Source organism: Psychrobacter immobilis (assembly GCF_904846175.1).
GTDB lineage: Bacteria > Pseudomonadota > Gammaproteobacteria > Pseudomonadales > Moraxellaceae > Psychrobacter > Psychrobacter immobilis_E.
Genome location: NZ_CAJGZM010000007.1, coordinates 25539 through 40840, shown reverse-complemented (window position 1 = coordinate 40840; position 15302 = coordinate 25539). Strand labels below are relative to the sequence as shown.

Annotated in this window: 10 protein-coding genes; 2 read left to right on the top strand and 8 right to left on the bottom strand. The window is 41.7% G+C overall.

Annotated elements, in window-relative coordinates:
- The first annotated feature begins 118 nt into the window (after window positions 1-118).
- Entirely contained in the window at window positions 119-1768 is a 1650-nt protein-coding gene (locus JMW39_RS09870) for a DUF262 domain-containing protein (protein ID WP_201546320.1), read from the top strand.
- Between the two features lie 95 nt (window positions 1769-1863).
- Here JMW39_RS09870 and JMW39_RS09865 read toward each other — a convergent pair whose 3' ends face one another.
- From JMW39_RS09865 to JMW39_RS09855, 3 genes are read right to left on the bottom strand one after another with little or no spacing between them, the layout of a single operon-like run.
- The gene (locus tag JMW39_RS09865) at window positions 1864-2004 is read right to left on the bottom strand and encodes a DUF2256 domain-containing protein (protein ID WP_201546319.1); all 141 of its coding nucleotides are present in this window, start codon (window positions 2002-2004) and stop codon (window positions 1864-1866) included.
- 39 nt (window positions 2005-2043) lie between these two features.
- Complete coding sequence (locus JMW39_RS09860; RefSeq protein ID WP_201546318.1) at window positions 2044-2214, bottom strand: DUF2256 domain-containing protein; 171 nt, start codon at window positions 2212-2214, stop codon at window positions 2044-2046.
- 55 nt (window positions 2215-2269) lie between these two features.
- Complete coding sequence (locus JMW39_RS09855; RefSeq protein ID WP_201546317.1) at window positions 2270-8458, bottom strand: DNA repair ATPase; 6189 nt, start codon at window positions 8456-8458, stop codon at window positions 2270-2272.
- A 175-nt stretch (window positions 8459-8633) separates the two neighbouring features.
- On the opposite strand from JMW39_RS09855, the gene JMW39_RS13335 reads away from it, so the two are divergent.
- Window positions 8634-8756, top strand: a complete 123-nt coding sequence (locus JMW39_RS13335; protein ID WP_265088453.1) for a hypothetical protein — start codon at window positions 8634-8636, stop codon at window positions 8754-8756.
- Between the two features lie 36 nt (window positions 8757-8792).
- Here the strand turns inward: JMW39_RS13335 and JMW39_RS09850 are convergent, their stop codons facing one another.
- The 5 genes from JMW39_RS09850 to JMW39_RS09830 form a co-directional block, all read right to left on the bottom strand.
- The gene (locus tag JMW39_RS09850) at window positions 8793-10850 is read right to left on the bottom strand and encodes a flotillin family protein (protein WP_227679481.1); all 2058 of its coding nucleotides are present in this window, start codon (window positions 10848-10850) and stop codon (window positions 8793-8795) included.
- Between the two features lie 159 nt (window positions 10851-11009).
- A complete protein-coding gene (locus JMW39_RS09845) occupies window positions 11010-11666 on the bottom strand; it encodes an OB-fold-containig protein (RefSeq protein WP_201546316.1) in 657 nt (218 codons plus the stop codon).
- A gap of 343 nt (window positions 11667-12009) precedes the next feature.
- Window positions 12010-13002, bottom strand: coding sequence for a PD40 domain-containing protein (locus JMW39_RS09840; RefSeq protein ID WP_201546315.1), 993 nt, complete (start codon window positions 13000-13002; stop codon window positions 12010-12012).
- 253 nt (window positions 13003-13255) lie between these two features.
- Window positions 13256-13750, bottom strand: coding sequence for an META domain-containing protein (locus JMW39_RS09835; RefSeq protein WP_201546314.1), 495 nt, complete (start codon window positions 13748-13750; stop codon window positions 13256-13258).
- A gap of 377 nt (window positions 13751-14127) precedes the next feature.
- Window positions 14128-15234, bottom strand: a complete 1107-nt coding sequence (locus JMW39_RS09830; RefSeq protein WP_201546313.1) for a lipase secretion chaperone — start codon at window positions 15232-15234, stop codon at window positions 14128-14130.
- Window positions 15235-15302 lie beyond the last annotated feature (68 nt).

Below are 15302 nucleotides of genomic sequence, written 5' to 3'. Positions count from 1 at the left end.
TAAGTCAATTATTTTTTTAAAAGGTGCGAGCATTTTGCTTTGCACCTTTTCTCTTGTGAAATATATTACTTAATGACACTATTGCAGTCTACTCCATGACATAAAGGTATCTATCATAATGTATAACAATGCATTGGAAAACCCAAGAACCATTAGACAACTTTTCCAAAACTTAGAAGAAATCAGAATACCAGCATATCAACGCGCATATAGTTGGGAGCAGAAACATTGTGAACAATTTTTTGAAGACCTTATGGAGCAGAATGGCAAAAGCTATTATTTAGGTCAACTGTTATTTGAAAAAGATGAGAGTAAATTTTTTATTATTGATGGACAACAGCGTCTTACTACTACCCTACTATTTCTTTCTGCCCTAAGCAAAGTGAAATCTTTAAGAGATGAAGATGTTACCACTATTAAAGACACCTACTTAACTGATGTTTTTAGAACGATTGAAGATGATCAGGTTATATTCAAGAAAGTAACCCAAAAACATCTAGTATCAAAAATTGATAACACTGAAACCCTTTCTCAAAAGCGAATTATTGACGCATTTGTATTATTTGAAACTAAATTAAATATTTTAAATACTGATAGGTTATCCCAATTACAGTACTCTCTTGAAACTGCCGTTATAAATACGTTTTATATCTCAAGTAAAGTTGAAGCAACGCAACTTTTTGAATACCAAAATAATCGAGGTAAATCTTTATCTACATTTGAAATAATCAAAGCTTATTTAATGCATCAGCTTTATATCTATAGCCCGGATGATAATGAAGCAAATAACGCAGTAAAAGACATCCAAAATAATATTTCTAAAATCTATAGATATATTGAATCTGTAGAAGGTTATTTTAGCGAAAGTGAACTTCTTAATAATTATTGCCTTTTGTTTTATGGAATCCAAGGTACAACCGAAGACATCAAGAAACAACTATCTAAACAAGCTGAAAGAGTAGCTTGGATTCAGTTATTCTTCGAAAATTTTGTAGAATTCACTCATAGTGCTAAGAGTATAGTTACAAATAAAGATGACAATACGTTAGCTAATCTTTTCTTACTTGGTAATGCTGCCAACTGGAAGATTATTACTCTAGCCTTATATTATAAAGGTGACAACTCGGGTGATAAATATCGAGATATATTAAAACTACTCGAAGTTCTATGTTTTAAGTTAAAGCTAGGTGACTATCGTACTGATAGACTTCCTACTTTTGCCAGACATTACTTTAAAGACATAAATGACTATAAACTTAACTCTCTTTACGACGAAATAAAGCAGGCTGCTGAAGTAGGCTTTAAGTGGTATTGGAACGATAATGATAGATTCAAGAATATAATTGATAACTATTTTGATAATAATAAAATGCATTATAGTGGAAATAGAATTAAGTTTGTATTATGGCAATATGAAAATCATCTACGCTTACTGAATCGTTCAGGGTCATTAATAGATAAAGCGCTATTTGATGATTATACAATTGAACATATTAACCCTCAAAACCCTAGACAAAAAGAACATTCAGAGTTATTCAAAGAAAACTATCTACATCTATCGGGAAATTTGGCTTTATTGACAAAAAGTCAAAACAGCCAGTTTACTAATAAGTCTTTCGAAGATAAAAGAGATTTATTCCAAAATACTGCCTTGACTAGCTATACCGAGATCAGAAATAACTCTCAATGGGAAGAAAGTGAAATTCTAAATCGTCATGAAAATATCTCTAACTTTGCTAAAGCCTATTTTGATACATCAAAACTATAACTGACTTAAGAGTAACAGCACCGCCGCCACCGTCTTCCTCCTCTAGCAATATTAGATTAGAAAGCGTGACGGTTTTCTATTGTTCTAATTTCATCTTAATCCTTTTTAGTCCGCCGACACTTCTCAGAACAATAAATTACCTGCTCCCAATCCTTTTCCCACTTTTTACGCCAGCTAAACAGACGCTGACAGACGGGGCAGATTTTTTGCGGTAGGTTTACTTTTTTATGTGCCATCGTCTGCTCCCTTCTATATCTCTACTTCACTATTAACGTTTATCTATCTTCTTTTTTATGATCCAACCCTTCATACTTTTTCACGCGGCGACATTGGTCTGAGCAATAAACCATACTCTCCCAGTTTTTATCTAGCTTTTTAGTCCAACTAAACTCACGCTCACAGACTGGACAGAGTTTTTTTCGAACATTCTTTTTCTTGTGCGCCATATTTTTCTCAGTGGTTTATTTTATACATCGATAGTTTACCTCTATTACCAACGCCCTAGTCATAATCATCAAATATTTTATTCAGCCGATTGAGGCTATTTACGATCAGCTTACCTGATTGATCGGTGCTGCTATCGATTGCTAGCTTTTCATCCATGCGCATATTGAGTGGTGCAAGCGCCTCTTTGAGCGCATTTACCATGAGTGCCATCTGTGTTGTAATGTCAGGCACATCGATAGCTGGCGTTTGCTTCGCTATGTTCTCCTCATGCTTAAGCAGGCTTTCCGTTAAGCTATTAGACAAGCTATCAGCCATTTTATGTGCCAGTTGCTCGACGGCATCCACCAACTGCACCATCAGCTGTTTTTGCATCTCTTGGTTTTGCTTGAGCTGCTCGCCTTCCGCCTTTTCAGCATTGTGATCATGCTTATAGATTTGCATCAGCTGATTCATGCTCTTCTCAAAGCCATTATCAATGCTGTCGCTGACGGCTTTAGCATTACTGACAAAGCTATCGGCGAGGATTTTTTGTAATTCTAGTTGCGCGTCTAGCTGAGTCTTTAACTGCGCTTGCTGTCCTGCTTGTCGTAAGCGAGCGATTTGCTCTGGATTGTTTTGGGTTAAATATTTCTCAAACTGGCTGCTGATGGCATTGAAACCACTGGCTAGATCAACCAACTGAGCGACAATGCGCGCGCCTGTATCACCGTCTTCGCCGCCCATGGCTTTGTTACGTAAGAAGTCAGCCTTGATTTGCACCCAACGTTCTTTTTCTGCTGCCGTTAAGACACCACGCATCTCGGCAAGCTTGAGTAAGTTACTCTCAGCGCCTTGGGTTAATAACTGCGATTCACCTAGATAATGATCGTCGATTAGTTGATTCAGCTCTTCTTGATTCATGACCGCCGACAATTTCTCAGTCATCTTATTCATATTACGATAACTACCTTGCAGCTTAAATATCGGCTCAACGCGGTATTTATCATCTTGCGAGGCGGACGCAATATAGGCTTGATTGACGTCGAGAATAACTTTTTGCACGGTAAACATATGGCGCAAAATAGCGATAATCTCGTTAATCTCCGAGGTGCTATACGGATAAGTCAGCTCGCTGCTTTGCGCTTGGGCAAGGTTGGCATTGTCAGTTTTCGCCATTTTAATGAGGCGGTGCACATCGCTCAAATCGCGGTTGGCAAGTGGTGCTAATACTGCGTTTGAGGTGAGCGAGTTTTCGATATAACTGAGGGCAAATATCTCTTCCATGCCGCTCATGATATCGCCTAAATTATAGATATCGGCACGGTTGGCGAGCATATCAGGGACTTTGAACGCCTCACCACTTTCGGTATAGGGGTTACCCGCCATGACGACGCAGAACTTTTTGCCGCGCATATCATAGGTTTTAGTTTTGCCTTGCCAAACGCCATCGATACGGCGCGTACCATCACCGAGCGATATAAATTTCTGCAAGAATTCTGCATGGGTATGCTGGATATCGTCGAGATAGAGCATGACGTTATTGCCCATCTCAAAAGCTAAGTTAATTTTATTCAACTCTTCTCGTGCGGTGGCATTGGGTGCTTTTTCGGGATCTAATGAAGTCACGTCATGACCGAGGGAGGGACAATTAATTTTCATAAAGATGAGGCCAAGACGATTGGCGACGTATTCCATTAAGGTGGTTTTACCGTAACCTGGTGGCGATATCATCATGAGGATACCCATCAAGTCGGTACGTTTATCATCGCCAACCGTGCCCATCTGTTTGGCAAGGTTATCGCCAATCAAAGGTAAATAACTTTCATTAATCAAACGGTTACGCACAAATGAGGATAAGGGACGAGGCATAAACTCATCAAGTCGCAATGTTTCTTTTGAGTCATGCAAAATCTCTGAGCGCACGGCTAAGTAACGCTTATAAGCACGAATGACTTGGGTATCATGATGATGCAAACGGCTTAAGAAATCATCGACGGCAAAGGTCAAGGTTTGCTGCTGGATACGGGTATGATCGCCCAGTAAATGCTTGACCTGACTCTCAAGCGACACCTTACCTGTGCGACGCTCGAAACTTTGCACTTGATTGAGTGGGTTATTGAGGCTAGTTAACGAGGGCGCTGAAAACGAAGTGCTTGTTGCGCCTGACTCTATGAGGCGTTGCACTAACTCCTCACGCTGGGTGTCATTAAATTGAGTGAGTAAGATCGCAATCGCTTCGGGCAAGTAATGGCGACCACTCTCCAACTGCTGTTGGCGTAAGGTTTCTTTTTCTTCAATACTCGTCAGCTGTTCTTCACTAAGTGCATTATCGCCACTTGACTCACTCTGACTGTCAGCCGTTTTGGTATTGCCATACATTTGATCGAGCAGCGCGTGGAACCATGTAGCGAGCAATTCATAAGCCGATTTTGGCTGCAAACCAAGCTTGCCAACTGAGGACTGTAATTGCTCAAAGCTTGCATTATTTGACACGTTTCCTGATGAGCTATTGAGTGTTTTACTCAACTGCGCGCATAATTGCTGGGCTTGTTGGCTGGTTTGCCACTCGATGTTGCTATTGGGCACAGTGACTTGCCCCATGACGCTGACCAAGTATTCACTGGCAAGCTGGACATGGCTTTGCTGAAAAATGTTAGTGTTATGAACATCACTAGTATTTAAATCTAGTTCTGAGTCTGATGGCTTATCAGCATTGCTATTACTGTTATTACTACTAATCCTGTCATCATGATAAGCACTCACAAAGTGACGCATCACATGGGTCATATCTTCGACCAATAGCGCTTTTGCACTGTCACTACCTAACGTGCGGCGTAGTTGCTCGGCAGTGATGGCTCTATCCGTCCAGTTATTGACTCGCGTCAGCACCGAATCATTAAGCCAAGTGTCATAACCAAATTGCTGTAGGCCGTCTAAACCGAGCGCTTGTACTAGGCTCAATTGCCAATAGAATAACTGCGCCAATGCGCGGACTTGCGGGGTATAAATCAGGAGCCCAGCTTCACGAAGCGTGGGTAGTATTTGCATTAACAACCGCGTGGCATCATGGTCATGAATGCCCTTCTCATAACCGAGCTGATAGCGCGGTGTGGCATAAGCTTTGACCAATTTGGGTAGCGGGCTGTCATCGTCAATCTCGCCATTGCTGTCTAAGGTCAGCAAAGTCTCATCATAAGCTTGATATAACCGCGCTTCCGTCAATCCATCTTGGCTGTTTTTAGCACTCTCAATGATGCTATACGCTAAATACTCGGCACGATACACGGTGTCAGACTCGGAGGCGATATTCACATCCCAATACGGGCGCAAGGCGTTTAGCTCAGTATTATTGAGTACTTCATAATAATCGGTGCCCGTTAGATGTAAATTGAGAATGCGCTTGCCATCTGACTGCTGACGACTGAGCAACGTTAAATCTAAAGGCTGGGTATTGACTGAAAAGCGGTGCTTGCCCAATTTAATAATCTGACCGCCATCTTCGAATAAGTCAGACTTATCTTTTAGACTCTTATAACTCTCTATTTGTATGGCTTTTAGGCGGGCATCAATATCATCTGCTTTGACACTAAAGCCCATCGCTTGCAAGTCTTTGGCGATAGCACGTACTTTTTGTACCAGACCGTCTGCCGCAAAATAGGTGTTTAATGCCTCCTCATCGACAAAACCTGTCACGCCTGTACTTTGGGTACGTTTTTTAATGCTCTCAAGCATTCGTAATGCGCCATCACCTAAGTTCTGGGCTTTACGATTACGAGTATCAAGCAGTTGCTGCTTATGATTTTCAAAGGTTTCGTAAATCTCTTCACGCTTGGCTACGATATCCACTAAAAATTGATCACCACTACCGCTCTCTGGATCAGCGAACTGACTTTCCAATTCTTCTAACTGTACCAATAGCTTTGCCATTTGCTCGTCTGATTTCTCAGGCGTATTAGCAATCGATAAAGCGTTAGCAATCGACTGACCAAACAGCTTAAACTGCGCACCAAACTGCGCAACTGCTTCGGCAGAGCCTAAGTTTTTGCGCTTATGATTGAGCTTGGCTTTGCTTTGATTGAGACTCGAATAAATGGTCGATATGTCATCGATAATTTGGGTGCGTACCGTGGCATCAGCAACATCTAACGTGCCTAATAGCTCAGTCAACAGATCTAAGCCTTGCGCCGTATCATCAATTTTTTTGAGTACTGGCTTTAGCTCAGCATTGGTCTCGGCCGTGTTTAAGCGCTCACTGACATCTACTAATATAGCTTCGTAGCTTGATAGCGCTTTTTCCCCGCTTAAAAATAGGACGGTTTTTTCGGCAAGCTCGCTTTCTGCCTCTTCTAACTGTCTCCGCAATGCCTTTAGCTTATCGCTATCTAAATAACGCAAGTCCTCCAAGCTGACCAAGCGGCCTTTTTGTCGTCTTAACGCCGACAGCTGCTCCACATAATCACCGGCAGACTCAAAAGTAGTCACACGTATTTGCCGTAATATCTCATTTTGCTGAGTGTCGGCATCACTTAAAGCGGTTTGGGTTTGCTTTTGGATGCTTTGTACTTTTGCAAACTCATCAATGACTAATTCAGCTGTCGCCGTTACTTCCTTGATACTACTGGCGACGTCGTTAAGCTCAGGATCGGACAACCAGTAATAACTATCAAATAGGCGGCTGGTATTATCCGCTAGCTCTTCATAGAGCTTTTGTGACACGCTTTGATTATCAATCAGGCGGGTGATACTATAAAGGTCGGAAATACCACGTACCAATTCTTTATTGCCGATTTTGCCATAAAAACTGGTGCTTTCAGGCAACTCACTGACATATTCAGGTGAAGCATAAGGCGTATGCCATATCTGCATCGGGTGAATACGTGACGGCTCACTTTGGTCATTAAACAGTACCAAACACCCATTGTCAGCCAATGCCATACCATTGCAGTAAATGGGATTTGCCAGTTGTTTTTTAATGAGGTTATAAGGAAATAATCCTGTGATGCCTAAAGCGACATCGTAAAATAAAAACAACACGTCTTCACCATTAGGCGATACGATTTTACGTTTAAACTTTAAGTCTTTAGCACCGGCGCTATTGGCATCGAACAGCTTATACTCACCGGTTTGCAGATAATAACCACCGGGAAATATAATACCGTGATCTTCTGGCAGCTGCACACACGACTGCCCAATCGCATCCAAACGCAATACGGCTTCGGTCAAAGTGTTATAAACAAAATAACGATAGCTGTCTTCGCGATACGGCCGTATTTTCAGCAGTATTAAACTGCCAACTTTGGCATAAGCAATCTCGGCATCGGTCAGCGATTGGGTGCGATCATTTACAGGCTCACTATAAATACCCTGCCCTGATTGGGTGTTATCCTCAATCTTAATGGTCAAATCGCCACCAATGGTTTCCACAAATATGGTATCTAAGATATTCATATGCGGATATTTACCATTGATCATCTGATCACGCGTGGTATCTACCCAATCAAAATCGTAGGCAGGAGGCAACTCGATATCACGCTCGCCTCGATTATCTACATAGGCAATTTGAGCTGACTCTGGTATGCCTTGGCTAAAATCTAGGGCAAAACGAAAGACGCGAATATCGGTGATACGCTCGCCAATTTGAAACGCCAATAGCAATTTGCTGTCTTTGACGGTCAGCTGAATCAGGCGCGTTTGCCTGTAATATCGATATAACTCGTTAAAATCTTGGACAAATGCTTCTTGATCTAAAAAGGTATTTTTTAAATCTACTTCTTCCAGCTGATATTCTTGCTCAGTATGTTCGCTGCTATTACTGTTATCGGCAGTACTTTCAGTGTTTGCTGTAGTTGCACTGTTCTCAGTATCAACAACGTTTTCGCTATTATTATCACCATTTTTATTAGCAGGATCTATCAATCGATATAGCGACAACACATCTTTAATATTACTCGCCCGCTTTAGCCCCATAAAGACATTGTAGCCAAACAACAGATAATCGCCAACTTGTACCATATCTTGCGCCACACAGTTGTATTCGGTGCGAATACGGGTGCGGGCGATGACTTGCATTTGAGTACTGCCAAATTCCGCTAGTCGCGCCTGATTCAGCTTAGCGGTCTGTTGCTCTAGCCGACTACCTTGCTCACTAAGACGTTTTTTAATAAGCTCATAAGCATTACCTGAAGCGACCGCTTGATCCGTTTGCTCGGATTGGTGCTGGCTATTGGTATTATTTGAATTGGTTGCGTTTTGCGTGTCCGCCATCGTTGCTCGTCCATTTTATTTTCAGGCAATAAGATAAATCTAAGTTTTTTTAATCAAAGAAGCGCTTGGCTAATCTAAGAAAACGAGTGGTCATCGCTGGTTTTCTTAGATTAGCCAACTCATTGTCTTAAGTTGGCAAAACTACTTCATAGAAATGCTATTTAAAGAGTTTCCCTTGCAAAGCTATGAGCTAGGAAATAATAAAGATCTGGAAGAGCTTTATCCTAATACAAAAGAAAATTTATCATTTTCCAGTAAGGTAATCTTAGCTTCTCAGGCTAAAAAATCTGCCGCCTAAGCATAAGCAACAGATTTGTTATTAACCTTAAAATGACTAGTCGTTATATTGAGCTGTTTTATTAGACTCATCATTAGCTTTGTTGGCGTTATTGGTATTGTTGGTATTGTTGGCTTTGGTCATTATTTGATTGGCCATCATCGTATTGATAATGCCGCTCAACGTATCTGACTTACCAGCGAGACCATCAATGGCTTTACCGATAGATAGCGACTTGGCAAAGTTATCGAAGAAGTGCGCTTCACCGCCAACGATATCGATTTTGGCTTTTTGTAGCGCAACTGCCAAGACTTCAGCATTTTCTTTGGCAATCTCTTTACCAGCTTCAATAGATGCCATGGCTTCTTGTAGCGCAGTTTCAAGCCCCATACGGAACTCTTCGTGCTCGCGCGCTTCTTTGGTCATGCTGCCCATGGCATTGAATTTCTCGACCAGACCATCGGCTTCGGCTTGGAAATGCGCACGGGTAACTTCTGCTTTTGCCAGTCCAACTTCACGTTCTGCCTTGGCATCTGATTCACCACGAGCGGCAATCACTTGCGCATTTGCCATCCCGATATCACGTTCGGCTTTGGCATTGGACTCACCGCGAGCGGCGATAATCTCAGCAGCAGCCATACCTTTTTCACGTTCTGACTGTGCTTCCGCTTGTCCAGTGGCTTTAATGACATTAGCTTTGGCAATGCCTTCTTTTTCTAAAGATACTGACTTAGCTTCTTGAATGGCCGCTTCAGCAAAGCCATGTGCCGACTCTTCTGCTTTGATACCTTCCGCCATTTTAATTTTGGCTTCTGAATCTTTCGCCGAGGCGTCAAGATTGGCCGTCGCAAGCGTGGTAATCTCAACCGCTTTATGCTTAGCAGACAACTCTTCTGCTTCGGCTTTTTTGACTTGACGCACTTTGATTTCTTCGGCATCGGCTTCGGCGGCTAGGACGCGCGTTTGCTTAGAACGTTCGGCTGCACTGATTTCACGGACTTCTTTGATACGTTCTTCTTCTTGTGCAACCGTTTTATCTACCGCAATACGCTCACGTATGACGTTCGCAATTTCTTTTTTCTCAAGCTCAATCGCGCGTTCAGCTTCGATACGTTGCAAATCAACTTCCCGCTCACGCGAGACGATTTCTAAATCACGAGCGCGCGTGACTTTTTCTTCTTCAATGACGACAGCACGTAGACGATTCTGTCCGGCCACTTCAATTTCACGCTGTTGATTTTCACGCTGAATCGCTAAATCTTGCTCAACCATGATAACGGCTGTCTCTGACTTTTTACGCTCTTCTTCTTCAATTTTGCGCGTTTCAGCCGTTTCACGGGCAATCACTGACGCGATTTCACGGCGCTGTTTGGCTTCAGCATCGGCTTGTTGACGCTCAAGCTCAAGCATCGCCTCTTTAGTCTCGACGTTTTTCTTCTTAACAGCCAGCTCTTCGTCACGCTCAAGCTCATTGGTAATGATGTTTTGGAAGGCCGTTAGCTGCGTAATCTTTTTGATACCTTCAGCATCTAAAATATTGTTTGAATCAAGTGACGCTTTTGGCGTTTGTTCTAAGTAATCAATCGCCACATCTTCTAAGACATAACCATTAAGATCATTACCTATTTCTTGCACGATACTGTCACGGAACTCGCTGCGATTTTCAAAGAGTTTGACAAAATCAATCTGCTTGCCCACTGTTTTTAATGCTTCTGAGAACTTAGCATTAAACAGCTCATTGACGGCAACTTTGTCTGAAGCTCTTTCAACCCCAACCGATTTGGCAACTTTAAGGACGTCTTCTTCGGTTTCATTAACACGCAAGTAAAACGCCACCGTGATATCAGCACGCATATTGTCGGCGCAAATCAACCCTTCTTTACCGCGTCTATCGACTTCTAAAGTGATAAGGGAGATTCTCATCAATTCTTTTTTATTGATGATTGGCCAAACAAAACCGCCATCAAAACGTACGGCGATTTTACTCACGCCGTTGATAATCAGTGCTTTGCCCTGCTCAACCTTAAAATAAAAGGCTTTGAGCATCAAAAGCGCTGCCATAATAAAAACAAACGCCAGCACCACGACCACGCCGACGATAATGAGTATATCCATATTCATTCCTTTAATTAAAACATTGCAACCAAATTTAAACAGGTAATACGACACTTAAAAACAAACTATTAGCTATCTCTACATCGCCAATCAGCCAACTTATAAATCTAATGTATAAAGATTATTTATTTCAATTTTAAAATTATTTATAGCAGCGGTTTATGGCGATTTTTCTTTTACAGGAGCGACTCGGTAGGTATTGGCTTCTTCTAAATACTCTACCAACATCACTCTATTGCCCTGTCTTAGCAAATCATCCTTGATGTCTGAACGAATTTTGAGTATCAAGCCTGCGCCGCCATCATTTAATTCTGCTTCACCATGTTTGTCAGTCACACTCAGGGTACGTACTACGGCGATTTTACCGATATTACTAGACGCGTTATGTTTGGGGGTTTTGGCGATATTTTTGCGCATGGGTGCAATAATCATACCTGTCAGCCACATGGATACGACCAATACAAAAATGAGCGCCCCTGTACCGAATAGGTAATACAAAAGACCAGAGTCAAAATATTGATGTAAAAAGCTCGTATATAAGTAGCTTAATAGCCAGCCGATTAAGCTGATTAAGCTTAGTATGATGATGAGGGGCACACCATAAAGACCAAATTTGAGCATGAGACCGGTAAAAAAACCCGTCGATGATAAGGTAGAAACATCACCATCTGGCTCACCAAGGTCTACGCTATCCATATCTACCATGCCGAGTAAAGACACCAGCCAATATAGAGTCACGAACATGACAAGCCCCGTAAAAATAATCGTGGGGTACAAACTGATTTTAGTGATAAAAACTAAAAAAGACTCTTGCATGAACCGCTCTCTCCTTTTGCTTGCCTAATCCAACATTTTGATGACTCGGTTATACAATTTGTTATTATATGACTGAAATTTACTCGACGTTTCTTTACTGAGATTTACTTTATTTAGATTTATTCTTTCAGCTTTGGTCTATCGCCTTTGCTCCAAAAACTTTGTTCCAAAAACTTTGCTTGTTGTACTTTAAATACTAAGAAGGTATTGCCATACAATCATTGGCTCTAAGGAATTTAACCTACGACTATGCCACCTCTAAATTGCAGGCTATTTAATCAACTTATGTTTCTTTGATAGTGATTATATATACATTCCATTACATAATACATAGGTCTTGCTCTTACCGACCCCAAATGGGTGAGCGCACGACTCCGCCTGTTTTACTGCTAATCGCGTAGCTTGAATTGCCTGTTAAAGAATGAATCACTAAGCTGCCACCATTTTGACCGTTCACTTGAGAAAGCTTTGTGGGATAAACGGCATACTGTGCAGAAGGCGACAGACGCGCGGGCTCATCGAGTCCTGTCTCTGCCAGATTAATTACCTGTTTTGTAGCAAGTGTCATCACCGCTGCCTTGCGACCATTAAGATACGCCAAATACTGACCATCCAAGCTCAGTTGTGGACTGGCCGCATAGCCTGCGGTCGGTATCAGCGCAGCATTGCCAGTGGCAAAGTTATAGCGATAAATACTTGGCCGACCAGCGCGGACTTTATCGCTGGTATAAACAAAGCTTTGCCCGTCGCTGGCGTAGCTTGGCTGCACTTCCGTGCTCGGTAGCGTGGTAAGCTGCTTGGTATGACCGTCACTTAGGCGCATCTCATAGATATCAGCATTACCGCCGACGGTTGAGCTATAAAGCAGTTTTTGCCCATCAGGCGAAAATGACGCTGATAAATTACTGCCCTCGGCATTGACGATTAGATTTTGGGTATTGCTTTTGCGATCATAAATATAAATTTTGGGATGCTGGCGCGCTTCTTGTTTACTATAGGCGAGCATTTGACCATCGGCAGACCACGCCGGCGCGTAGATATAACCATTGAGCTGATCAATCAATTGGCGGTCGCTACCATCAGGACGAATGCTATAAAGCGTCGATATCTTTGCAGCGCCAAACCCTTGTTCCTCGACATAAGCAATGTGCCCTTGCCGATCTATCACTGGCATGCGTGCCGTCAGCGGATTACTCGCACTCATATCAGCAGGCGTTTTAGTGAGCGTGCTCGGCAACGTCTGACAGCCCGTTAACAGACTAAAAGCCGTTATCGCCGTGACACTACTTATCATGCGTATATTGACAGATGGCTTTGATACAAAGGTTTTTAACATAAGATAACGTCCAATAAAGCGTTGATTATTGCGGGCTGAGAATTTCGATAAAAAAGGTTAAAATTAATAGTATAAAAAACATCATAGCAATCTGAATATTTTGCCTCAGTAGACAATGACAGTGTAGCGTAAACCATGGCAAATTTTAGATAAAAAAATGCCCCACTGATTAGTGAGGCATTATTTATATTAGAATTTAAACACTTCTATTTAATAGTTATCTATTAAATAAATCCGTTATTTAAAGACTACTTTATTTAGAAACAGCTTTAAAATGAGCAACTTGATTGCTATTAGTAATGGTCAGAATAGGCGTGTTATTGGCATTATTATTGATGCTGTATTTACCTTGTACCGTTGCCATTGTAGCCGTATCAAAGCTGGCTTGTGGTTCAGGGCATGCCATCATCGTTGACATCACATTACCTAATACAACATTACCATTCACCACGCTATAACTAGCGCCCATGTTATTACAAGTATTAGCAAAGGTTACACGGTTGTTCGTACCGTCTTTAAAGAATTTTAGCGTTAATGGTTTACTTGGATCAAAGAATAATTGGCTGACTTTGTCGCCATTGGTACGCTTAGCATCGACAAGCTGCCAGTTATACGCTTGTAGCGCATCAACTGTAATTGGTTGCGTCACAGGTGCAGTGACACTAGGGGTAGTGGTTTGGCAACCTGCTGCAGCAAGTGTACCAACAGCAAGGGTCGCAGCCATCATCATTTTAGTCATGTTTTTCATATAAACTCCTAGAGGTTTCAAGTATAAAAGTGCAAAGGTAAAAAATATTGTTTTTTATCATATTAAGTAGCATTTGTTCAGGTTAATGTCCTGATTAATACGCTCTGATTAATATGTTTTTATCATTAGTCTAAACAATGCGGTTATTATGCCCATTTTTCATAAGCCTGTCATGATAGATTGAGTACCAATTACCGCTATATTTGTTCTACTTTATAGCTTTTTTGCTAACACACCTTGTTACAATCATTATTCCCTGCTAGCACTTTAGCTAAAAACACTATTTAGATCATTGATACTTTAGACCTTTGATACTTCGATTTCACCCTTAATTGCTCTCTTTTATCTACCTAAAAGGTCGTAAATTTCTATAGAATTTAATTGGGGCTTGCCGTCTTTTTTTGTTGCAAAGCCGCATAGCCTGCTAAGCGTTTGCGTTCCGTCTCATTAAATAATTGCTGCTCCATTTGAGTGATTTGGGTTTTCGCTTGGGCCTTATCGGCATTTTGACTTAACAGCTGCTGTTTTTGGGCTTGATACTGCTTAAAACGCTGATCAAAATTAGCATCTTGCTGATCGACTTGGGCAAGCCTTGCTGCTGCTGGCGCGCCAACCAATTCACGTCGCATACTGTATAATTCTTCAGCCGTCGCGCCCTTAGCTTGCATCTGTTCGGTACGACTGATTAACTCATCTAAATTTGCCTGCTGAGCGATATTGGCTTTGGTCGCATTATCAGGCATACGGCTAATATAATCCTGTCTAGCCGCTTCTCTTTGCGCATCAGACATCTGCTTATCTTGATTGATTTTCACCATCGCAAGACTATAGTCATCATACTCATCCTCTGCACCAAAAAAGGCTTTAATGGTTTCTTTAGAAAAGTGCTGTTGGCGTAATTTGGCGACATCTTGCTGCTGCTGTGTCACTACATTTAAATCTAGCTCGCCATTCTTTGTTGCTTGTAATTGCAGGTTGCCATAACGGCTTTCTATAGCAGGAATCGCTTTAAGATAGGCCACATATTGGTCAAATATCGTCACCGCTTGGCTGGCGGCAGGCTCTGGCGTATGACCGCGGATATAACTCTCCACCCGCGCATAAATAACCGCTTCATCCTCTTCACCTAGCGCCGATAAGAAATAATCAAATAAGCGTCGTAGCCCTTCGGTGACGACCAACTGTTTATTTTCATCGATGATAATCTCGCCATCGACATCCGTCCCTTGCAAGGAGCGCGGTAGATTTTCAAGGCCTGTCGTAAATTGAGAAGCGTCTTGCTTAGATAATGCGCCAATGTCATTATTAACATTTTCATCATTTATCGAGCTGGCATTAGCTTGGCTATTCAGCGCCGTAGAATCTGTTTGAGAAGAAGGTTTACGAGCATTATCAGGTTTAAACCACCAAATAATCGCCACGACTAAAACGATTATCACGGCGATAATAATGAGCAAAAATGGCGAACGGCGATTATTTGACATAACAACAATATCTTATTTAATGAATCGATGTAATAGGAAGTGACTATCTATAAAATGGGACAAAATAA